Genomic DNA, 21379 nt, shown 5'->3' with positions numbered 1-21379 from the left:
TTTCCCTCCGGACGGCGACGATCCGCCGACCCAACTAGAGATCTTGAGGAGGCGGTGCCCGTACCCCTGATTCCGAGCACACACCACCAGGCCCTTACGTCACGGGCCGTTGTGACTTCGTGATTCCAGGGTGGCGCGTTCCACGGAAATTTGAACTTGCGTTTCACAGAGTGAGACGCAAGTATCGTTTCATGGACAACAGTAGCGGCGTCGGCGTTCTGGACAAGGCGGCCCTCGTCCTGAGCGCTCTGGAGTCCGGTCCGGCCACCCTCGCGGGTCTGGTCGGTGCCACCGGACTGGCACGACCCACGGCCCACCGCCTGGCCGTGGCCCTGGAACACCACCGCATGGTGGCGCGCGACATGCAGGGCCGTTTCATTCTCGGCCCTCGGCTGGCAGAGCTGGCCGCGGCCGCGGGTGAGGACCGTCTCCTCGCCACCGCCGGCCCGGTGCTCACACATCTTCGCGACATCACGGGCGAGAGCGCGCAGCTCTATCGCCGCCAGGGCGACATGCGCATCTGCGTCGCCGCGGCTGAGCGCCTGTCCGGACTGCGGGACACCGTCCCGGTCGGTTCGACGCTCACGATGAAGGCCGGTTCCTCGGCGCAGATCCTGCTGGCCTGGGAGGAGCCGGAGCGGCTGCACCGCGGGTTGCAGGGGGCGCGCTTCACGGCGACGGCGCTGTCGGGTGTGCGGCGGCGGGGCTGGGCCCAGTCGATCGGTGAGCGGGAGCCGGGCGTCGCGTCCGTCTCGGCGCCGGTGCGAGGGCCGTCGAACCGTGTGGTGGCGGCGGTGTCGGTGTCCGGGCCGATCGAGCGGCTGACGCGGCATCCCGGCCGGATGCACGCACAGGCCGTGATCGATGCAGCCGGGCGCCTCTCCGAGGCGTTGCGGCGCACCGGCTGAAGCGACGGCGCGTTCGCGGGAAGGCCGGCCTCAACGCCGCGGCAGGCCTTCCCGAGCAGGCACCGGGACACCGGGAGGACATACGGAAGAGGCCCCCCACCGAAGTGGAGGGCCTTTCTCTTGTGTACCCCCGACCGGATTCGAACCGGCGCTACCGCCTTGAGAGGGCGGCGTGCTAGGCCGCTACACAACGGGGGCCTGGACACTGCGTTTCCGCAGGTCCGAGCTGGTCTACCTGGACTCGAACCAAGACTAACTGAACCAGAATCAGTCGTGCTGCCAATTACACCATAGACCAATGTGGTATAGACCAGTCAGTACCCCCGACCGGATTCGAACCGGCGCTACCGCCTTGAGAGGGCGGCGTGCTAGGCCGCTACACAACGGGGGCCCTAGCGGTTCCGACATGATCGTCGATCACTTGGAACCAGTACCCCCGACCGGATTCGAACCGGCGCTACTGCCTTGAGAGGGCAGCGTGCTAGGCCGCTACACAACGGGGGCGATGCAGATGAGCTCTGCGAGCTGGCCTACCTGGACTCGAACCAAGACTAACTGAACCAGAATCAGTCGTGCTGCCAATTACACCATAGGCCACTGGAACGCAAGCCCCGGGGGGTTGTGTTCTAGCTGTGCGCCTGGGATTCCGACCTTCCGGCCCGCTCCCCGCGGCGCAGGAAGAACATTACCCGAAGGTGGACGGGGCTCCAAAACGAGTATCCGAGCCGAGCAGGGACGGCAGTTCGGCCAGCGTGGCGATGCGGTGCGGCCCGACGGGCGGGTCGATCGTGGCGTACAGGCCGCCGCGGTCGATCCACACCGACAGCAGTCCGGCGTCGGCGGCACCCCTCCCGTCGATCTCCGGGTGGTCGCCGACGTAGGCGACCTGGTGCGGCGGCAGTCCGAGGAATGCGCAGGCCGCGAGGAACGCCCCGGCCTCGGGCTTGGAGATGCCGAGCTCGGCCGCGCACAGGATGGTCTCGAAGCGGTCGTGGACGCCGAGGGCGCGCAGCTTGCGGTCCTGGACCTGGAGGCTGGAGTTGGAGAGCACGGCGTGCCGGTGGCTGGCGGAGAGGGCGTCGAGCACGGGCAGGACGTCCGGGAAGAGGGCCCAGACCGCCTCGTAGTGAGTGACGTACCGCTGGAACCACGCGTCGGCCTCGGCGTCGGTGAGGGCCCGGTCCAGGAACACCCGTACCCGCTCGCGCCGCTGGTCCTCGAAGGTGGCCTCGCCGGCCGAGAAGCGGGCCCACTGCAGGTGGGTGACCTCCCTCCAGTGGTCGATGGCCTGCTCGACGCTGTCGTAGCGGTCGAGCAGGCCCTCGGCCGTGAGGTGGGCGCGCATGCCGAGGCGGTCGGCGGTGCTGTAGTCGAAGAGGGTGTCGTCGACGTCCCAGACCACGGCTTGGATGCTCATACTCCGACCGTACCCACCGCGATGTGCTCTCAGCCCAGGCTCATGCCGCCGGAGAGGGCGAGGTCGGGGCCCTGGCCGTCGCGGGGGTGATCGCTGAGCTTCCAGGTGGAGGCGCCGCCCGTGGCGCCGCCTCCGCTGTCGGTGGTGCCGTCCCAGGCGGGGCGTACGACGGCGCCCGTGGAAGCCCCGGTCAGCGTGCGGACGGCCTTGCCGGAGGCGTTGGTGAGGGTCAGGGTCCAGGTGGCGGGCTTGTTGAGCTGCCACACCGGTGCCCAGGGGAACGTCTTGGGTGAACTCCCGGTGACGGCCGGGCGGACACGGCGAGGGCGGCGCCCGAACCGGACGCCGCCCTCGCCGTGCGGGTGTTTGGCGTTACGCGGCCAGCTTCGCCAGCGCCGCGTCGATCCGGGCGAGGGTGGTGTCCTTGCCCAGGACCTCCAGGGACTCGAACAGCGGCAGACCGACCGTGCGGCCGGTGACGGCGACGCGGACGGGGGCCTGGGCCTTGCCGAGCTTGAGGCCGTGGGCCTCGCCGGCGGCCAGGACGGCCTCCTTGAGCGACTCGGCGGAGGACCAGTCGGCGGCCTCCAGCTTCTCGCGGGCCGTGCGCAGCAGGGCGTCCGAGCCCTCCTTCATCGCCTTCGCCCAGCTGGCCTCGTCCTCCACCGGCTCCGGCAGGAACAGGAAGTCGACGTTGTCGGTGATCTCGGAGAGCACCTTGAGGCGGGTCTGTGCGTGCGGGGCGATGGCCTGCCACTTCGCCTCGTCGAAGGCTTCCGGCGCCCAGGGGGCGAAAGGCGCCTGGAGCCAGGGACGGCAGCGCTCGGTGAAGTCCTTCACGTCCAGCAGACGGATGTGGTCGCCGTTGATGGCCTCGCACTTCTTCAGGTCGAAGCGGGCCGGGTTGGGGTTCACGTCGGAGATCTCGAACGCCGCGATCATCTCGTCGATCGAGAAGACGTCCTGGTCGGCCGAGAGGGACCAGCCGAGCAGCGAGAGGTAGTTGAGCAGGCCCTCGGGGAGGAAGCCACGCTCCCGGTAGAGGTTGAGGGAGGACTGCGGGTCGCGCTTGGAGAGCTTCTTGTTGCCCTCGCCCATCACGTACGGCAGGTGGCCGAACGACGGGATCTCCTTGGCGATGCCCAGCTCGATCAGCGCCTTGTACAGGGCGATCTGGCGCGGGGTGGAGGAAAGCAGGTCCTCGCCGCGCAGGACGTGGGTGATCTCCATCAGGGCGTCGTCGACCGGGTTGACCAGCGTGTACAGCGGGGCCCCGTTGGCACGGACGATGCCGTAGTCCGGGACGTTCTCCGCCGTGAAGGTCAGCTCGCCGCGGACCAGGTCGGTGAAGGTGATCGTCTCGTCGGGCATCCGGAAGCGGACGATCGGCTCGCGGCCCTGGGCCGTGTACTCCTCGACCTGGGCTTCGGTCAGCGCGCGGCAGTGGCCGTCGTAGCCGGACGGCTTGCCGGCGGCGCGGGCGGCCTCGCGGCGGGTGTCCAGCTCCTCCTGGGAGCAGTAGCAGTGGTAGGCGTGCCCGGCGTCGAGCAGCTTCCGCGCGACGTCCTTGTAGAGGTCCATGCGCTGCGACTGGCGGTACGGCGCGTGCGGGCCGCCGACCTCGGGGCCCTCGTCCCAGTCGAAGCCCAGCCAGCGCATCGAGTCGAGCAGCTGGGTGTACGACTCCTCGGAGTCGCGGGCCGCGTCGGTGTCCTCGATGCGGAAGACCAGGGTGCCCTGGTGGTGCTTGGCGAACGCCCAGTTGAACAGGGCGGTGCGGACCAGGCCCACGTGGGGGTTACCGGTGGGCGAGGGACAGAAACGGACGCGTGGGGGTACGCCCTGTCCGAGCGGAGTCGAGGACTTGGGGGAAGGAGAGCCGGGTGCGCTAGCCACGCTTGACAACCTTGTTGGTGAGAGTGCCGATGCCTTCGATGGTGACGGCGACCTCGTCGCCGACGTTCAGGGGGCCGACCCCAGCGGGGGTGCCCGTGAGGATCACGTCGCCGGGGAGCAGCGTCATGGCCTCGGTGATGTTGACGATCAGATCCTCGATCGAGTGGATCATCTCGCTGGTGCGGCCCAGCTGACGCTGCTGGCCGTTGACCGTGAGCTGGATGGTGAGGTCGCTCGCGTCCAGGTCCGTCTCCACCCAGGGGCCGAGCGGGCAGGAGCTGTCGAAGCCCTTGGCCCGGGCCCACTGCTTCTCGCGCTTCTGCACGTCGCGGGCGGTGATGTCGTTGGCGCAGGTGTACCCGAAGATCACGTCCTTGACGCGCTCGCGGGGGACCTCGCGGCACATCCGGCCGATGACGACGGCCAGCTCGGCCTCGTGGTGCACCTCCTCGGAGAAGGAGGGGTACTGGATGTCGTCGCCGGGGCCGATCACCGAGGTGGACGGCTTGAAGAAGGCGAAGGGGGCGTCGGGGACCTCGTGGCCCAGCTCGCGCGCGTGCTCGCCGTAGTTGCGGCCGAAGGCCACGACCTTGTTGGGGAGCACCGGCGGCAGCAGCCTGACCTTGCTCACCGGCACCTTCGTACCGGAGAGCTCGAAGTCCGCGAACGGGATGCCCTTGATGATGTCCAGGACGAGTTCGTCCTGCTTGTCGCCCTCGATGGCACCGAAGGCGACGTTCCCGTCGATGGAGAATCTGGCGATGCGCACGGGATGCTTGGCCCCTTGACTGAAGCGGCTGGAGTCTGACGGTCCAGGCTAACGCGGGGAGGTCCCCCTGCCCCGCGCATGGTGAAGGGGCGCCCCGTCGCGGGGGGCGCCCCTCGGAAATCCGTGTCCCGCCGCCGTGAGCATCCGACGGCCCGCACGCGTACTACCTGGTGTCATTCCGCGGCTGCGGCGGCCGCGACGGGGCTCTCCATGAGGACGGTGCGCTTGGGGTTGGCGGTCTGGGCCGGGAGTTCGACGGGGTGCTCCGGCTGCTCCGGCGTCTGCAGTTCGTCGGCGTCCTGCAGGTGCGCCAGCGTCGTGCGCCGCGGGTTGGCGATCTTGTGGAACATCGTCGTCGTCTTCACTGTTTACTTGACCCTGTCCTGTGACGGGCGCCGGGAGGAGCGTGAGCCCCCCGGGGGGCGCGGGTTGTCGGTTGTGCCATCGCTGTAAAGCGTCAGGCTAAACATGCGATTCCCCGGTCCAGCCGCCCGGAGGCCATGATCGGCATGTGAGTTTCCTCACGAATCAGTGGGTGAATCGGTCATTCCGGACTCGCACTCCACCCCAACGAAACGGACATTGACTCACTGAAGCCCTCATTCCGCTCCTGATCATGGCGACTGGGACACCTGGCCGAGCTCGACGACTCGGGGGGTTTACGCCCGAAATGGGTGAACTAGCTTTCTACGTCCGGTGACCCGGCACTCACGTGGTGTCACCTAAGTCACGGCTCGGCCTACGGGCCTTGTTGGAGATCCTGTGCTGTGCTGGAATCTCACGGACCGCCGCAGGATCGAGCCGGCGCACAGGGGGCGCACAGACGCGCCGAGTGGCGGTGAGAAGGGGGAACCAGCGCCGGTCACTCACGACCACCACGGGGGCGTTTTTCAGGGCGTCCCCAGAACGCCGACACCGTGCCCCGCCGTTCAGGCGACGGGGTGCCTGGTCCAGAGGTTGCGACGCTAGTGCAGGGACGTTTCAAGAGGGATGGCAACGCTTCGGCGGGGCCGGAGCCGCGCGGCGGGACTGGCCCCATGAATGGCGGCCCCTCGCCCCAGCACGCCCAGAACCAGGGCCCGGCCGTCGACGGCGGTGAGCGCTCCGGCCCGGCCTCGCCCGGCACCGCGAGCCCGGCCAAAGGCCTGAAGCCGCCGGCGGGTCCGGTGGGCCCCGGCCCGCGAATAGCCCTGCGGAACTGGCGCATCTCCACCCGCCTGGTCTCGCTGCTCGCACTCCCCGTGGTCGCCGCCACGTCGTTGGGCGCCCTGCGTATCAACGACTCCATGGACAACATCCAGCAGCTGGACAACATGAAGCTGCTGACGGATCTGACCAAGCAGGCCACCGAGTTGTCGGCCGCCCTCCAGGAGGAGCGCGACCAGTCGGCCGGCCCGCTGGCCCACGGCGGCAAGGCGACCGACTTCACGGTCAAGGGACTTCGCGAGAAGACCGACCGGGCGAGGAAGAACTTCCTCGACAGCTCCGAGGAGATCGACAGCACCAGCAAGGACGGCAACCTCAAGGGCGTCCGCGAGTACCTCGTCCAGATCGCCGGCGAGCTCGGCGACCTGGAGCAGATCCGCAAGGGCGCCTACGCCTCCGAGGACAACTCCACGCAGACGGTCGAGGCGTACCACCGTCTGATCGAGAACCTGATCGACCTCTCCCAGGACATGGCCGAGGCGACCAGCAACCCGGACATGATCCAGCGCACGCGTGCGCTCGCGGCGTTCTCCTCCGCCAAGGAGTACTCCTCGATCCAGCGTGCGGCCCTGGCGGCGGCGCTCCCCGCGAGCAACACCACCACCGGCAAGCTCTCGCCGAACGACCGGCTCTACGCCGAGTCGGCCCTGGAGAGCCAGGACTCCGAGCTCCGCACCTTCAAGAGCATCTACGGCGAGGACGCCGCCGCCGAGCTGCTGAAGCCGATCGAGGACGGCGGCAACTCCACGATCAAGGCGACCGACACCTACGCCGGCCGCGCCCTGAAATCCGCGAGCGGTCTCGCCCAGCAGGACAAGCGGTCCTACCGCGACTGGCTGGACGACAGCTCCACCAAGATCCAGCAGATGAAGAACATCGAGCACACGCTGCTCGAGGAGATGGAGCAGAAGGCCCGCGAGCTGCGCAGCGCCACCGAGCGCGACGCGATCATCTCCGGTGCCCTGATCCTGATCGTGCTGGGTGTGTCGCTGGTCGGCGCCTTCGTCGTGGCGCGGTCGATGATCCGCTCGCTGCGCCGCCTGGAGGACACCGCGACCAAGGTCGCCTCCGACCGCCTGCCCGAGCTGGTCAAGCAGCTGTCCGAGTCCGACCCGCAGGACGTCGACACGTCCGTGGAGTCGGTCGGTGTGCACTCCCGGGACGAGATCGGCCGAGTGGCCGCGGCCTTCGACGACGTGCACCGCGAGGCGGTCCGCCTCGCCGCCGAGCAGGCCCTCCTGCGGGGCAACGTCAACGCGATGTTCACCAACCTCTCGCGCCGCTCCCAGGGTCTGATCCAGCGCCAGCTGTCGCTGATCTCCGAGCTGGAGTCCCGTGAGGCCGACCCGGACCAGCTGTCCTCCCTCTTCAAGCTCGACCACCTCGCGACCCGCATGCGCCGTAACGGCGAGAACCTCCTCGTCCTCGCGGGTGAGGAGCCCGGCCGCCGCTGGACCCGTCCGGTGCCGCTGGTCGACGTGCTCCGCGCCGCCGCGTCCGAGGTGGAGCAGTACGAGCGCATCGAGCTGTCCTCCGTGCCGACCACCGAAGTGGCCGGCCGCGTGGTCAACGACCTCGTGCACCTGCTCGCCGAGCTGCTGGAGAACGCGACCTCGTTCTCCTCGCCGCAGACCAAGGTCAAGGTCACCGGTCACGCCCTGCCCGACGGTCGTGTGCTGATCGAGATCCACGACACCGGCATCGGCCTCTCCCCCGAGGACCTCGCCGCGATCAACGAGCGGCTCGCCTCTCCCCCGACGGTGGACGTCTCCGTCTCCCGCCGCATGGGTCTGTTCGTGGTCGGCCGGCTGTCCCAGCGGCACGGCATCCGCATCCAGCTGCGCCCGTCCGACTCCGGTGGCACGACCGCGCTGGTCATGCTGCCCGTCGATGTCGCCCAGGGCGGCAGGAAGCCCCAGCCCAAGCAGCCCGGCCAGCCGCCGGTCGGTGGCGGACCCGCCGCCGCGCAGGCCGCCGCCGGTGCGGCCGCGGCCCGGCGTGCGGCCGGTGCCGGCCAGAACGCCGGAGCCCTCGGGGCCGGAGCGTCCGGCGGTGCCTTCGGCGGCGGTGCGTCCGGCGGTGGCCGGCTCGCTCCGGGCCAGAGCCCGCGGGCCGCGCTGCCCGGGCGGGACGCGGACGGTGGCCGTCCGGGAGCACCGGGCGGAGCGCGTGGACCGCAGGGCCCCGGCACCTCTTCGTTCGAGCAGGGTGGTGCCCCGCAGGCTCCGGCCGGTGCCGGATTCGGCCAGCAGGCGCCGGGTGCCCCGCAGGGTCTGCAGGCCGCGGGCACCAACGGGCCGCAGGGCCAGGACGCCTTCGGCGGTGGCCGCGGCCGGAAGAAGCAGGGCAAGAACTCCGATCAGGGCAAGGGCCGTCGCCCGCAGCTGCCGCCGCGTGGCGGTCCGCGGGCAGAGCTGCCCGGGGGTGACGCGCAATCGCGGGTGCCGAGCTGGAGCGACGAGAACGCCCAGCCGCCGGTGCCGCGTGCCTCGCTGGACGCCCCGCGAGGCCACGAGGAGCCGGACGCCACCCGCACCGCGTCCATGCCGCGTGTCGACGACCGTCAGGGCCCCGGCTCGACGTCGGAGATGCCGGCCGTCCCGCGGGACAACGACCGGCAGGGTCCCGGCTCGCCGGCCGACTTCGGCGCTCCGCAGCACGCGGACCCGTTCGGCCCGGGCGCGAACGCGTCGCAGGGCCCGGGCCAGTTCGTCCGGCCGGACGTCTTCGGCACCACGGGCGGCCGCCCCGATCCGTCGTCCACGGCGGGCCAGTACCCGGCACCGCAGTCCTACGACAACGGTTCCACGGGCCAGTACCCGGCTCCGCAGTCCTACGACAACGGTTCCACGGGCCAGTACCCGGCTCCGCAGTCCTACGACAACGGTTCGACCGGCCAGTACCCGGCTCAGCGGCAGGACAACGGCTCGACCGGGCACTACCCCGTGTCCCGCCAGGACAACGGCTCCGGCCGGCCCACCCTGCCCGGTCCGGCCACACCGGCCGACCCGGCGGGCACGGGCCAGTACGAGCGGCCGCAGGTCAACGGTGGGCGGGGCGGTGCCGACTTCGGGGCCCCGCGTCCGCCCGCCCCGCAGGCCCGGCCCGTTCGGCAGGAGCCCGAGGCCCTGCCACCGGCGTCCGGTCCGGGCGACGGTCGTACCCCGCTGTACGACACGCTGGAGACCAACTGGTTCCACGGCCAGCAGGAGCAGCAGCCGCAGAACAACGGCTCCGCTCCGGCCGCCCCGCAGCAACCGCAGGGACCCACCGGTCCGCAGCGGTCCGCCGCCCCCGCCGGCTGGCGCGCCTCGCCGAACGACGACCTCGTCCGCCAGGCCGAACGCGTCCGCCAGCCCGCCGCGGGTGGTGTCACCACCTCCGGCCTGCCGCGCCGGGTGCCCCGGGCGAACCTCGTCCCGGGCACGGCGCAGCAGCAAACCCACCAGAGCGGTCCGCAGATCTCGCGTGCGCCCGATGACGTGCGCGGCCGGCTGACCAATCTCCGTCGGGGAATCGCACAGGGTCGTCAGGCCGGGTCCACCCAGACCGGCAGCCACCCACGGCCCACTCACCAGCAGGAGCGTTAGTTGAGTCCGATGAGCCAGGCGGCACAGAATCTCAACTGGTTGATCACCAACTTCGTGGACAACACCCCCGGGGTGTCCCACACCGTCGTCGTGTCCGCCGACGGTCTCCTCCTGGCGATGTCGGAGGGTTTTCCGCGCGACCGCGCGGACCAGCTCGCAGCCGTCGCCTCGGGCCTGACGTCTCTGACGGCCGGCGCCTCCCGGATCTTCGAGGGTGGTGAGGTGGCGCAGACGGTCGTGGAGATGGAGCGAGGGTTCCTCTTCCTCATGTCCGTCTCGGACGGCTCGTCCCTGGCCGTTCTCGCCCACCCCGAGTGCGACATCGGCCTCGTCGGCTACGAGATGGCGCTCCTGGTCGACCGCGCGGGCGCGGTCCTCACCCCCGACCTGCGAGCTGAGCTCCAAGGCAGCCTGCTCCACTGATCGGCCCCGGCACCACCCGTCTCACCACATCACCGTCCGGCTGCCACATACCCCACACAGGCCCCGTCAGACGGCTTGCTGACCGACTTGCTGTCCCGCCCGGAGGACCCATGACCCCGCCCACCGCCTCTCATGATCCGTACGCGGAGCCGTACGAGGACGAGGGCGACCAGCCGCTGGTACGGCCTTACGCCATGACCGGCGGCCGGACACGGCCGCGCTATCAGCTGGCCATCGAGGCACTGATCAGTACGACCGCGGACCCCGCCGCGCTCATGGGACTGCTCCCGGAGCACCAGCGGATCTGCCACCTCTGCCGTGAGGTGAAGTCGGTGGCCGAGGTCTCGGCGCTGCTCAACATGCCGCTGGGTGTGGCCCGGATCCTGGTCGCGGACCTCGCCGAGGCCGGTCTCGTCGCGATCCACCAGCCGGGCGGCGACGACGCCACCGGTGCACCGGACGTGACACTGCTCGAAAGGGTGCTCAGTGGACTTCGCAAGCTCTGACGCGGGTCGATCCACCACCTCCGCGAAGATCGTGGTGGCCGGCGGCTTCGGCGTGGGCAAGACCACGTTCGTGGGTGCCGTCTCGGAGATCAACCCGCTGCGCACGGAGGCCGTGATGACCTCCGCCAGCGCGGGCATCGACGACCTGACCCACACCGGGGACAAGACCACCACCACGGTGGCCATGGACTTCGGCCGCATCACGCTGGACCAGGACCTGATCCTGTACCTCTTCGGTACGCCGGGCCAGGACCGCTTCTGGTTCATGTGGGACGACCTGGTGCGCGGTGCGATCGGCGCGGTGGTGCTCGTGGACACCCGGCGCCTGGCCGACTGCTTCCCGGCAGTCGACTACTTCGAGAACTCGGGTCTGCCGTTCGTCGTGGCGCTGAACGGCTTCGACGGCCAGCAGCCCTACCAGCCCGAAGAGGTGCGCGAGGCGCTGCAGATCGGACCGGACACCCCGATCATCACCACCGACGCCCGCCACCGGTCGGATGCGAAGAGTGCCCTGATCACACTGGTCGAGCACGCTCTGATGGCACGGCTGAGGTAGCACCCAATTCAGATACGCCATACGGCAGTTGTCGTAGATGCGCCGGAGCCGGCTGTGTCCTTTGACACGGTCGGCCAAGGTGTTCATAACGTTTCGGCAGAGGAATGGGGTGGTACGGCCACGCGTCGCGCACATCCGGTCTCGCTGCGCTCACAATCGCCCCGCCTTTTGGCGGGGCTCGCTCTTTATGACCGTTTTATCTGGGGCTTACATCACGTTGAATCCCCTCCCCGGACTGTTTGGAAGAGCGCAGGTCGTCGTGCTGGAATGCCTGAACTGCCCAATAGTCAATGACGTACTCGTCCATCGAGTCGTGTTGGGCTCTGAACACTGCGGCACAACGTTGGTGCCGACCGCCGAGAGGTTGTTGGTCGAGTGAGGCGAAGCAAGAACAGTCCCGAGCCGTCGGCCCGGGGCAACTTCACCCCGCCGCCGCGCACAGCGGCGCCCGCCCCCGTGCCCGGTTCGGAGCCGACGGCCGCGCCCGCCGAGAGCGGCGGCCGTCTCTCCCCGCGCAACTGGCGCGTGGCGACCAGGCTCAACGCCATCCTGCTCATACCCGTGGTGGTCGGCCTCGTCATGGGCGGCTTCCAGGTGAAGAGCTCGATCGACACCTGGCAGGAGGCCGAGGACGCGGAGAACACCGCGCGTCTGGTCCGCGCCTCGCTGCTCTACGCCAACGCCCTCTACAACGAACGTGACGCCTCGGCGGCGCCCCTGCTGAAGGGCAGTGCCCAGACCGCGCAGGACAAGGCGACCGTCACGCAGGTCCGCAAGGCCACCGACGAGGCGGCCGACGCCTTCGACGCCGCGGCCCAGAACATGCCGGCGAAGCCCGGCCTGGAGCGGCGGCTGGACCTGTTCCGCAAGGCGGAGCCGAAGCTCGCCACCCTGCGCCAGGTCGCGTACACCTCCAAGCTCAGGGGCGTGCAGACCGAGGAGGGCTACGTCGAGGTCGCCCACCCGCTGACGGAGTTCGCCAACGAGCTGGGTCTGGGCACCGGCAACATCACCAGCTACGGCCGGACCGTGTACGCCATCGAGCTCACCAAGGCGGCCCTGTCGCTGCAGCGCTCCATCGGCATGCACATCCTGGTCAAGCCGGGCCCGGACGCCGGCAACCTGGCCAGCCAGCGCATCGCCCTGTCCTCGTACGCCTATCTCGAGCGCATCGCCGTGCAGGAGTACATCGGCGGCGGCACCGAGCAGGACGCGGCCAAGCTCGACGCGGCCGAGACCAAGATCAAGGCCGACGCCGCCGTGATGGCCCGGGAGGCCAAGGCCAAGAACCCGGACTACGTCCCGCCGCCGTCCAACCCGACGACGATGATCTCCGCCGTCGCGACGCTCCAGAGCACGGACCCGAGCGCCCGCGCCGCCCTCGCCGAGAAGGGCATCACCGCCGAGAACTGGTGGGCGGTCAACACCCTCAAGTTCAACGCGTACGAGAAGATCGAGACGGACCTGGCCGACAAGGCCGTGAGCGAAGCGTCCGACATCGCCGACGACGCCCAGCGTGACGCCTACATCACCGGTGCCGCCGTCGTGGTCGCCCTGCTCCTGGCCTTCATCCTGGCCGGCGCGGTCGCCCGCCAGATGAGCCGCTCGATGCGCCAGCTGCGAAACGCCGCCTTCGGCATCGCCGAGCAGCGCCTGCCGATGCTGGTCGACCAGCTCTCCCGCACCGACCCGGGCCGCGTCGACACCCGTGTGCAGGCCATCCCGATCACCACCACGGACGAGATCGGCGAGGTCGCCCGTGCCTTCGACCAGGTCCACCGCGAGGCCGTCCGGCTCGCCGCCGAGCAGGCCCTGCTGCGGGGCAACATCAACGCGATCTTCACCAACCTGTCGCGCCGCAACCAGTCCCTGATCGAGGGCCAGCTGACCCTGATCACCGACCTGGAGAACAACGAGGCCGACCCGGACCAGCTGGAGAACCTCTTCCGCCTGGACCACCTGGCCACGCGCATGCGCCGCAACGGCGAGAACCTCCTCGTCCTCGCCGGCGAGGAGCCCGGCCGCCGCTGGGACCAGCCGGTCCCGCTGGTCGACGTGCTGCGTGCCGCCTCCTCCGAGGTGGAGCAGTACGAGCGCATCGAGCTGTCCGGCGTCCCGGAGGCCGAGATCCACGGCCGTGCCGTGACCGACCTCGTGCACCTGCTCGCCGAGCTGCTGGAGAACGCGACGACGTTCTCCTCCCCTCAGACCAAGGTCCGCGTGACCGCCACCCGTCTCCCCGACGGCCGGGTCATGATCGAGATCCACGACAAGGGCATCGGCCTCACCGCCGAGGACTTCGCTGACATCAACCACAAGCTGGCCAACCCGCCGACCGTGGACGCCGCGATCTCCCAGCGCATGGGCCTGTTCGTGGTCGGCCGGCTGTCGGACCGGCACGGCATCCGCGTCCAGCTGCGCCCCTCGGGCGAGCAGGCCGGGACGACCTCGCTGGTCATGCTGCCGGACGCGATCACCCACGGTGGTGGCGGCGAGCACCACGTGGACCGCGACGAGTTCACCGTCTCGCAGATCATCCCGGAGCAGAACTTCGGCGGCGAGAACTTCGGCCAGCCCATGCGCACGGCCGCGGAGCTCGGCTTCGACGACAGCCGCTACTCCGAAGTCCCCGACGACATACGGGAGCTGGACCCCGTCGGCCGCTCCCTGATGCGCGAGGAGCGCCGGGCGGCCCTGGAGGCCCAGTCGCACGAGCAGCCCGCGCTGCCCGGGCAGAGCGACCAGCAGTCCACCGAGGCGACCGGGTACCGCGACGAGTACACCAACGGGCAGCAGGGCTACGACGCCGGGCAGGCCTACGACACCGGCCAGAGCGGCTACCCGGAGCAGCAGCCGTCCGCGTACGACCGTCAGGCGCCCTACGAGGAGCAGCAGGCGTCGTACGAGGAGCAGCGGCACACGGCGTACGAGGAGCCGCAGCGGGCGGCGTACGATGAGCAGTACTACGCGCCGGGCGGCGGCCTGCCGCAGAACGACACCTTCTCGCCGAACGGCGGCTACCCGGAGCCTTCCTATGCGGAGCCGGCTCAGGAGAAGCCCTCGGCGCAGGGCACGGGCGGGCAGGGCGGATTCGCCGCGTTCGAACAGCGCCGTCACCAGGATGACTGGCCGCAGCAGGACGGTTACCAGAACGGCTACCCGAGCCAGTACCCTTCTCAAGCCCCGGAAACGGAATCTGCGCAGGCCGCTGACGCGAGTGAGCAGGACCGCGTAGGCTTCGACCGTCCGGGATCGAGCCCCTCCGCCGCTCACACGATGACCGACGCCGGGCTTCCCCGCCGTGGACCCACCGCGAGCGGTGCGAACGGTACGGGTGGTGGCGCACGCCAGGTGAGCCAGGAACCGCCGGCCTCCGCTCCGGGGAACAACGGGGACGACTGGCGCTCGGCGAACGACGAGCGGTGGCAGCAGGCCTCGCAGCTCCGGAAGCCCAAGGCGGGCGGGGTCACCTCCTCCGGCCTGCCGAGGCGGGTGCCCAAGGCCAACCTGATCGAGGGGGCCGCCGAAAGCACCCACCAGGGAGGCCCACAGGTCTCCCGCGCCCCGGAGGACGTCCGGGGCAGGCTGAGCAACCTGCGTCGAGGCGTCCAGCGCGGGCGCAGCGCAGGCAGTGAAACGAACGGCCAGGGCTTCGGTCCTGACAGCACCTACAACCAGGAGCGTTAGTGTGAGCCCGATGAGCCAGGCGGCACAGAACCTGAACTGGTTGATCACCAACTTCGTGGACAACACCCCGGGGGTGTCCCACACGGTGGTGGTCTCCGCCGACGGACTCCTTCTGGCGATGTCCGAAGGCTTCCCCCGTGACCGCGCCGACCAGCTCGCGGCCGTCGCCTCCGGTTTGACGTCTCTGACGGCAGGCGCCTCCCGGATCTTCGAGGGTGGCAGCGTGAATCAGACGGTTGTGGAGATGGAGCGGGGATTCCTGTTCATCATGTCCATCTCAGACGGATCGTCGCTCGCGGTCCTCGCGCATCCGGAGGCGGACATCGGCCTCGTCGGGTACGAGATGGCGCTGCTGGTCGACCGAGCCGGTACGGTCCTGACACCGGACCTTCGTGCGGAGCTCCAGGGGAGCCTGCTCAACTAACAGACGGACGGTGCGTTTTGGCGTCCCGGGGCCGTAAGGTCTTGGGACGCGGCTCCACAGCGATGGGTGCCAGGCACAGTCGGAGGAGGAGAAAGTGGCAACACCCCCAGGCGGTTCGTCTTCGGACAACTGGTCGTACGGCCCTGCCCAGGGTCAGGGCGACGGTGGTCAGAACCCGAACCGTTACAACTTCCCCTCCGCGCCCAGCCACCGGCAGCCGTACGCGCCGCAGGGCCCCGGCCCCTCGCCGTACGACCAGCCGCCGGCGCCGCGCATCCAGCCCGTGCAACCGCAGCGCCGCAGCCCCGAGCCGACGCCCGGCGGGGGGTCGAACCACCACAATCCGTTGGTGCGTCCGTACGCCATGACCGGCGGCCGGACCCGCCCGCGCTACCAGCTCGCCATCGAGGCGCTGGTGCACACCACTGCGCAGCCGCACCAGATGCAGGGCCAGTTGCCCGAGCATCAGCGGATCTGCAACCTCTGCCGGGAAATCAAGTCGGTCGCCGAGATCTCGGCGCTCCTCACGATCCCTCTCGGCGTGGCCAGGATCCTCGTCGCCGACTTGGCGGAGGCGGGACTGGTCGCCATCCATCAGCCCGGCGGCGACGAGAACGCCGGCGGCCAGCCAGACGTGACACTGCTCGAAAGGGTGCTCAGTGGACTTCGCAAGCTCTAGCGGAGGGCCTTCCCGCTCCACCACGTCCGCGAAGATCGTGGTGGCTGGCGGCTTCGGCGTGGGCAAGACCACGTTCGTGGGTGCCGTCTCGGAGATCAACCCGCTGCGCACCGAGGCCGTCATGACGTCCGCTTCGGCCGGCATCGACGACCTCACCCACACCGGGGACAAGACGACCACGACGGTCGCCATGGACTTCGGCCGTATCACCCTGGACCAGGACCTGATCCTGTACCTCTTCGGTACGCCGGGCCAGGACCGTTTCTGGTTCATGTGGGACGACCTGGTGCGCGGCGCCATCGGCGCGATCGTGCTGGTCGACACGAGGAGGCTCGCCGACTGCTTCCCCGCCGTCGACTACTTCGAGAACAGCGGCCTGCCGTTCGTCATCGCGCTGAACGGCTTCGACGGCCAGCAGCCGTACACGCCGGACGAGGTGCGAGAGGCGCTCCAGATCGGCCCTGACACCCCGATCATCACGACCGACGCCCGGCACCGCGCCGACGCGAAGTCGGCGCTGATCACGCTGGTGGAGCACGCGCTGATGGCACGGCTCCGTTAGTTCCCTCTCCGCGGGACAGCCCCTGGCGGCCATCGGCTGCCCGGGGCTGTCGTGTGTCCGGGGCTGCTGTGTGTCCGGGGCCCGCCCGCCGAAAAAAGAAGGCCCCTCCATGAGGGGCCTTCTTCCGGGTTCCGCGGTCGGTCAGGTCAGCGCCAGCTGTGCGGGGCGCGGAAGCCGGGCTCGCGCTCCAGGCGGCGCCAGCCGGCCTTGATGCGGCCGCGGTGGGCCGGGGTCGGGTCCGTGGGACGGGCGGCGGCGCGGGCCAGGAGGATGGCCGTGATGGCGGCGACTTCCTCGGGCTCGGCGTGGCCCTTCTCGACGCGGATGTCAGAGGATTCCATGGGTGTCAGTCTCCGTGAGGAAGATGTCCGCCGGGTTACTGCGGCGGGTTGCCGTGCTTGCGGGACGGCAGGTCCGCGTGCTTGGTCTGGAGCATGGCGAGGGACTTGATGAGCACCTCGCGGGTCTCCGCGGGGTCGATGACGTCGTCGACCAGGCCGCGCTCGGCCGCGTAGTAGGGGTGCATCAGCTCGGACTTGTACTCCTTGACCATGCGGGCCCGCATGGCCTCGGGGTCCTCGGCCTCGGCGATCTGGCGGCGGAAGATGACGTTGGCCGCGCCCTCCGCGCCCATGACGGCGATCTCGTTGGTCGGCCAGGCGTAGGTGAGGTCCGCACCGATGGACTGGCTGTCCATGACGATGTACGCACCTCCGTAGGCCTTCCGCAGGATCAGGGAGATCCTCGGCACGGTCGCGTTGCAGTAGGCGTAGAGGAGCTTCGCGCCGTGGCGGATGATGCCACCGTGCTCCTGGTCGACGCCCGGGAGGAAGCCGGGGACGTCCAGAAGAGTGATGATCGGGATGTTGAAGGCGTCGCACATCTGGACGAAGCGGGCCGCCTTCTCGGAGGCCTCGATGTCCAGCACGCCCGCCAGCGACTGGGGCTGGTTGGCGACGATGCCGACGACCTGCCCGTCCATCCGGCCCAGCGCGCAGATGATGTTGCGGGCCCAGCGCTCGTGGACCTCGAGGTACTCGCCGTCGTCGACGAGCTCCTCGATGACCTTGGCCATGTCGTAGGGCCGGTTGCCGTCCGCCGGGACCAGGTCCAGCAGGACGTCCGAGCGGCGGTCGGCCGGGTCGGAGGACTCGGTGCGGGGCGGGTTCTCGCGGTTGTTCTGCGGGAGCAGGGAGAGGAGGTAGCGGACCTCGGCGATGCAGGTCTCCTCGTCGTCGTAGGCGAAGTGCGCCACGCCCGAGGTCTCGGCGTGGACGTCGGCGCCGCCCAGGCCGTTCTGCGTGATCTCCTCGCCGGTGACCGCCTTGACGACGTCCGGGCCGGTGATGAACATCTGCGAGGTCTCGCGGACCATGAAGACGAAGTCGGTGAGGGCCGGGCTGTAGGCCGCGCCACCGGCGCACGGACCGAGCATCACCGAGATCTGCGGGATCACGCCCGAGGCCTTGGTGTTGCGCTGGAAGATGCCGCCGTAGCCGGCGAGCGCCGAGACGCCCTCCTGGATACGGGCGCCCGCACCGTCGTTCAGCGACACCAGGGGCGCCCCGGCCGCGATGGCCATGTCCATGATCTTGTGGATCTTCGTGGCGTGGGCCTCGCCCAGGGCGCCGCCGAAGATGCGGAAGTCGTGCGCGTAGACGAAGACCGTGCGGCCCTCCACCGTGCCCCAGCCGGTGATCACACCGTCCGTGTACGGCTTCTTGGCCTCCAGGCCGAAGCCGGTGGCCCGGTGCCGGCGCAGCTGCTCGACCTCCCGGAAGGAGTCCGGGTCGAGGAGGAGTTCGATGCGCTCCCGCGCGGTCAGCTTGCCCTTGGCGTGCTGCGCCGCCGTCGCCTTCTCGCTCGGTCCGGCCATCGCCTGCGCACGGATCTCGTGCAGTTCGGCCACGCGTCCGCGCGCGTCGGTCGGCTCACCCGGCGCCTCATCCAAAACGGTCATGTAGCGACCTTACGAAGCCAACCGAGGAATGCGGGCCGTCGACTCCTCACAGTCTCCGGCGTGTTTTCCTGGTACCACTGAACAGAACCAGGGCGGCGTTGACCCTTTCCGACTGCTCAGCGGGCGTGTCGCTTGTAGGGGCCGCACAAAACGATCAGGCGAGAGCCACCTCACAGATGTGTGTGGCGCATGCCTCCCCAGGGGTGACGCGCACGCGCAACCGGCGGCCTGTGGAGAGCACCTCGACCGTCTCGTCCGCCCGGACGACCCGGCGGACCGGGCCGTCCCAGGTGATCTCCAGGGGCTCGCCCGTGCGCGGCGGTTCGCTCACGCAGAGGGTAGCGGTACGTCCCCGGCGGACCGTCAGCACGCTCGCGGCCGCGGAGGCGGTGAGCGGGCCCGCCGTGCCGGTCCTCCAGAAATTGGCGGCCGTGCAGCCGAGGGAGGGCACGGTGACCGCCTGGCGGGCGGCATCGTTGGCGAGCACCGACATCCAGCGGCGGTCGGCGGCACGGCGGGCGACCGCCCGGCGGGACGCCCCGGGCATGAGGACGTAGGCGTACGTGGCGTCCTCGGGGTCGGTGCCGTGGTCCAGCCAGAGGGTCTGCCAACGGAGGGTGCGCCGCTGCGGTGTGCCGCCGGTGTTGATGTCGGACCAGGCGCCGGTGCGGTCCTCGCGCAGCGCCCTGGGCTCACGGCCGAGCAGGACCCAGCCGCCGTGGTCCTCCAGGTGGGCCCAGTTCGGGCCCTTGACGAAGCGTTGGGTGCCGGATTCGCCGAGGTTGCGGTTGTCGACGATCGTTTCGACCGGGACGCCGTCGGCACAGGTGATCCCGGCTCCCAGACAGATGACCGCGTCCGCGACGCAGAACCAGGACTTGCGGGCTTCGAGAGTGGAGCCGAGGCCCTTGAGGTGCTGGCCGAGGGCCGCGTAGGTGCCGTCGGTGGCGCCGCCGACCCAGCGCGTGTCCGGGCGGGCCGCACCCCACTCACCGCCTTCGCGGTCGGCGAGCCGCTTGGTCGAGACGGTGGTGCCGGGCAGGCGGTACCAGTCGACGGTCGGCCAGAACCAGTCCGTGTACTGGTCGCTCGCGGAGGCCCACCAGCTGACCATGCCCGCGCCGGTGTGCCAGCCGCGCGCGTTCTCGCCGTTGCCGCACTCGTAGTGGGCGATGCGGTCGCTGGCCATGGCGATGCTCACGGTGAAGCCGGGTCGGCGGTGGACGGCCCGGTCCATGGCGGCGAAGAGGTGGTGCCCGGCGGGTTCGGGGGCGGCCGGGACGGGCGAGGCGGCGATGGTGTTGAGCCGGGACAGGTCCGCGACCCCGAACTGGGGGGCCGTCAGGATCGGGCTCACGATGTCCCGTTCGGCCCACCCCTTGATACGGGCGTGCCAGCGGTCGCGCTCCGCCGGGCTCGCGCCGGCCGCGAGGAGGGCGATGGCGGCGATGAGCTGGTGGCCGTGGTAATGGTCGCTGCGCATGACCGGCCGGTCGTCGGTGAGGAGGTGACCGCGGCTGATGGCCCGGCCGTTGACGCTGTCCATGACCAGCCCGTCGTGGAGGAGCGGCGCGAAGGCGCGTTCGACGCTGTCGAGGACGATCTGCCGGTCGGGGTCGGTGATCTCCCAGTCGGATCCGGCGAGCAGGGCGAGGAGCCGGCCGAGACCGTCGAGCATGACCTGGCCGTAGGTGCCCGAATAGGCGACCCAGGTGTGCTGGACGAACGAGCCGTCGGCGTAGAGGCCGTCGCCCCGGACGACGTACGGGAAGACCGGCGAGAGCGCGTCCCGTGCCAGGGCGATCCTCTTGGGGTCGCGGCCGAGGATGCCGCTCAGGGCGGCGGAACGGCACAGATCGACGCGGTTGGCGCCGGTGGAGGTGCCGGTGTAGTCCCCGAGGGCCGAGTCGGGGACGAAGTGGTCGACGACGGCGCAGGCGGCGCGCACCCGGGTCTCCCCCAGTTGCTCGTGCAGGGCGGCCGTGATGTCCATCAGCGGACGGGGGCTGCCGATCTGCCATTCCCACCAGTTGCCGTAGCGGGGGGTGGAGGGGTGGTAGACGGTGGCGGAGAGGTGGTCGAGGCCGCGCAGGATGCCGGCGAGGAGGCCGGGGTCGGCGGTCGAGCCGGTGCCCTGCCGGACGTAGGCCCGGGTCATGGTCCACAGGCGGCCGTAGCCGAGGGTGATGCCGGCCGGCGGGTCGAAGGGGTGGCCCGGCCAGAGGGAGTCCGCCGCCGGGGCCATGCTCGCGAGCAGGCCGCGGGCGAGTGTGCCGGTCTCGGCGAGCCGGGCCGCGTAGGGCTCGGCCGCCGGGTCGTAGCCGGTGCCGAGCAAGATGCCGAGCCAGCGTCGGCGGAGGGTGTCGTACGGATCGCCCGGGCCGCCCAGGTCGCCTGGGTCGGCCGGCTCATCCGCGGCGTCGGCGCCCCGGCCCGCGGGCGCTGCGCCCCCGGTCGCCGCGAGGGCCGTGGCCGCCAGCAGCAGGGCGCGGCGGCTGGGCCGGAGCCGGGCGGCGGCCACGGCCGTACCGGGGGGAAGGACGCGACGCTGGGGAGTCATGCCCATGCCCTACCACGGGGAGACAGTCACCTGAACGGTGCATCCGGCCGAAGTGACCGCAACGGGGGAACGGGCCAGGGCGACCGGAAGCGGCGAACGGCCGGGACTACCGGAACCACTGACGACCAGGGGGACCGGAACGGCGAAGCCAAGACGGCCGGAGCCACCGACCGCCGGAGTGACCGGAACGGCGAACGGCCGGGAGAGCCAGAACCGCAATCCGCCGGGAGAGCCGA

General features: G+C 70.3%; 17 protein-coding genes and 5 tRNA genes. 9 read left to right on the top strand and 13 right to left on the bottom strand.

Annotated elements, in window-relative coordinates; translation table 11 throughout:
• The first annotated feature begins 191 nt into the window (after nt 1-191).
• Nucleotides 192-908 (top strand): IclR family transcriptional regulator NdgR, encoded by a 717-nt coding sequence (ndgR, locus tag ACIQHQ_RS30185; RefSeq protein ID WP_184988622.1) that lies wholly within the window; start codon nt 192-194, stop codon nt 906-908.
• A 125-nt stretch (nt 909-1033) separates the two neighbouring features.
• Here ndgR and ACIQHQ_RS30180 read toward each other — a convergent pair.
• The 10 genes from ACIQHQ_RS30180 to ACIQHQ_RS30135 all read right to left on the bottom strand — a co-directional run bounded on the left by ACIQHQ_RS30180 (nt 1034) and on the right by ACIQHQ_RS30135 (nt 5355).
• Nucleotides 1034-1106, bottom strand: a tRNA-Glu gene (locus ACIQHQ_RS30180).
• 28 nt (nt 1107-1134) lie between these two features.
• Nucleotides 1135-1206, bottom strand: a tRNA-Gln gene (locus tag ACIQHQ_RS30175).
• Nucleotides 1207-1226: 20 nt separating this feature from the next.
• Nucleotides 1227-1299, bottom strand: a tRNA-Glu gene (locus tag ACIQHQ_RS30170).
• A gap of 40 nt (nt 1300-1339) precedes the next feature.
• A tRNA-Glu gene (locus ACIQHQ_RS30165) sits at nt 1340-1412 on the bottom strand.
• A 21-nt stretch (nt 1413-1433) separates the two neighbouring features.
• Nucleotides 1434-1505 (bottom strand) — tRNA-Gln (locus tag ACIQHQ_RS30160).
• Between the two features lie 88 nt (nt 1506-1593).
• Complete coding sequence (locus ACIQHQ_RS30155; RefSeq protein WP_402617724.1) at nt 1594-2325, bottom strand: HAD family hydrolase; 732 nt, start codon at nt 2323-2325, stop codon at nt 1594-1596.
• 29 nt (nt 2326-2354) lie between these two features.
• Nucleotides 2355-2591: a FlgD immunoglobulin-like domain containing protein gene (locus ACIQHQ_RS30150; RefSeq protein ID WP_402617721.1), complete on the bottom strand. Its 237-nt coding sequence runs from the start codon at nt 2589-2591 to the stop codon at nt 2355-2357.
• A gap of 106 nt (nt 2592-2697) precedes the next feature.
• A complete protein-coding gene (gene gltX / locus ACIQHQ_RS30145; protein WP_402617718.1) occupies nt 2698-4221 on the bottom strand; it encodes a glutamate--tRNA ligase in 1524 nt (507 codons plus the stop codon).
• Nucleotides 4214-4990, bottom strand: a complete 777-nt coding sequence (locus tag ACIQHQ_RS30140) for a fumarylacetoacetate hydrolase family protein (RefSeq protein ID WP_402617715.1) — start codon at nt 4988-4990, stop codon at nt 4214-4216. The genes gltX and ACIQHQ_RS30140 overlap by 8 nt, the downstream gene beginning before the upstream one ends.
• A gap of 173 nt (nt 4991-5163) precedes the next feature.
• Entirely contained in the window at nt 5164-5355 is a 192-nt protein-coding gene (locus ACIQHQ_RS30135; RefSeq protein ID WP_402617712.1) for a hypothetical protein, read from the bottom strand.
• A 603-nt stretch (nt 5356-5958) separates the two neighbouring features.
• On the opposite strand from ACIQHQ_RS30135, the gene ACIQHQ_RS30130 reads away from it, so the two are divergent.
• From ACIQHQ_RS30130 to ACIQHQ_RS30095, 8 genes are all read left to right on the top strand, one after another.
• On the top strand, nt 5959-9786 hold the full coding sequence (locus ACIQHQ_RS30130; protein ID WP_402617709.1) for a nitrate- and nitrite sensing domain-containing protein: 3828 nt from the start codon (nt 5959-5961) through the stop codon (nt 9784-9786).
• 9 nt (nt 9787-9795) lie between these two features.
• On the top strand, nt 9796-10209 hold the full coding sequence (locus tag ACIQHQ_RS30125; protein ID WP_030851929.1) for a roadblock/LC7 domain-containing protein: 414 nt from the start codon (nt 9796-9798) through the stop codon (nt 10207-10209).
• Nucleotides 10210-10319: 110 nt separating this feature from the next.
• A complete protein-coding gene (locus tag ACIQHQ_RS30120) occupies nt 10320-10715 on the top strand; it encodes a DUF742 domain-containing protein (RefSeq protein ID WP_030851927.1) in 396 nt (131 codons plus the stop codon).
• Nucleotides 10696-11271, top strand: a complete 576-nt coding sequence (locus ACIQHQ_RS30115) for an ATP/GTP-binding protein (protein ID WP_097220936.1) — start codon at nt 10696-10698, stop codon at nt 11269-11271. The genes ACIQHQ_RS30120 and ACIQHQ_RS30115 overlap by 20 nt, the downstream gene beginning before the upstream one ends.
• A gap of 375 nt (nt 11272-11646) precedes the next feature.
• Nucleotides 11647-14958: a nitrate- and nitrite sensing domain-containing protein gene (locus tag ACIQHQ_RS30110; RefSeq protein WP_402617705.1), complete on the top strand. Its 3312-nt coding sequence runs from the start codon at nt 11647-11649 to the stop codon at nt 14956-14958.
• A 10-nt stretch (nt 14959-14968) separates the two neighbouring features.
• Complete coding sequence (locus ACIQHQ_RS30105; protein ID WP_033321188.1) at nt 14969-15382, top strand: roadblock/LC7 domain-containing protein; 414 nt, start codon at nt 14969-14971, stop codon at nt 15380-15382.
• Nucleotides 15383-15476: 94 nt separating this feature from the next.
• Nucleotides 15477-16061, top strand: coding sequence for a DUF742 domain-containing protein (locus ACIQHQ_RS30100; protein WP_402617702.1), 585 nt, complete (start codon nt 15477-15479; stop codon nt 16059-16061).
• Nucleotides 16042-16623, top strand: a complete 582-nt coding sequence (locus tag ACIQHQ_RS30095; RefSeq protein ID WP_014675207.1) for an ATP/GTP-binding protein — start codon at nt 16042-16044, stop codon at nt 16621-16623. Before ACIQHQ_RS30100 ends, ACIQHQ_RS30095 begins: the two co-directional genes overlap by 20 nt.
• A 146-nt stretch (nt 16624-16769) precedes the next feature.
• Here the strand turns inward: ACIQHQ_RS30095 and ACIQHQ_RS30090 are convergent, their stop codons facing one another.
• The 3 genes from ACIQHQ_RS30090 to ACIQHQ_RS30080 all read right to left on the bottom strand — a co-directional run bounded on the left by ACIQHQ_RS30090 (nt 16770) and on the right by ACIQHQ_RS30080 (nt 21143).
• A complete protein-coding gene (locus tag ACIQHQ_RS30090) occupies nt 16770-16964 on the bottom strand; it encodes an acyl-CoA carboxylase subunit epsilon (RefSeq protein ID WP_402617699.1) in 195 nt (64 codons plus the stop codon).
• A 35-nt stretch (nt 16965-16999) separates the two neighbouring features.
• Nucleotides 17000-18583, bottom strand: coding sequence for an acyl-CoA carboxylase subunit beta (locus tag ACIQHQ_RS30085; RefSeq protein WP_402617696.1), 1584 nt, complete (start codon nt 18581-18583; stop codon nt 17000-17002).
• Nucleotides 18584-18737: 154 nt separating this feature from the next.
• Entirely contained in the window at nt 18738-21143 is a 2406-nt protein-coding gene (locus tag ACIQHQ_RS30080) for a polysaccharide lyase 8 family protein (protein ID WP_402617693.1), read from the bottom strand.
• Nucleotides 21144-21379 lie beyond the last annotated feature (236 nt).

This window comes from Streptomyces sp. NPDC092370 (assembly GCF_044755265.1).
GTDB lineage: Bacteria > Actinomycetota > Actinomycetes > Streptomycetales > Streptomycetaceae > Streptomyces.
Note: the sequence above shows the minus strand (reverse complement) of the source record. Positions and strands in the feature narration are given on the sequence as shown.

What these genes read in the sequence shown, in the direction of transcription:
- ndgR (WP_184988622.1), top strand. Translation starts at nt 192, where the DNA reads ATGGACAACAGTAGCGGCGTCGGCGTTCTGGACAAGGCGGCCCTCGTC.
- ACIQHQ_RS30155 (WP_402617724.1), bottom strand. Translation starts at nt 2,325, where the DNA reads ATGAGCATCCAAGCCGTGGTCTGGGACGTCGACGACACCCTCTTCGAC.
- ACIQHQ_RS30125 (WP_030851929.1), top strand. Translation starts at nt 9,796, where the DNA reads ATGAGCCAGGCGGCACAGAATCTCAACTGGTTGATCACCAACTTCGTG.
- ACIQHQ_RS30120 (WP_030851927.1), top strand. Translation starts at nt 10,320, where the DNA reads ATGACCCCGCCCACCGCCTCTCATGATCCGTACGCGGAGCCGTACGAG.
- ACIQHQ_RS30105 (WP_033321188.1), top strand. Translation starts at nt 14,969, where the DNA reads ATGAGCCAGGCGGCACAGAACCTGAACTGGTTGATCACCAACTTCGTG.
- ACIQHQ_RS30090 (WP_402617699.1), bottom strand. Translation starts at nt 16,964, where the DNA reads ATGGAATCCTCTGACATCCGCGTCGAGAAGGGCCACGCCGAGCCCGAG.
- ACIQHQ_RS30085 (WP_402617696.1), bottom strand. Translation starts at nt 18,583, where the DNA reads ATGACCGTTTTGGATGAGGCGCCGGGTGAGCCGACCGACGCGCGCGGA.
- ACIQHQ_RS30080 (WP_402617693.1), bottom strand. Translation starts at nt 21,143, where the DNA reads ATGACTCCCCAGCGTCGCGTCCTTCCCCCCGGTACGGCCGTGGCCGCC.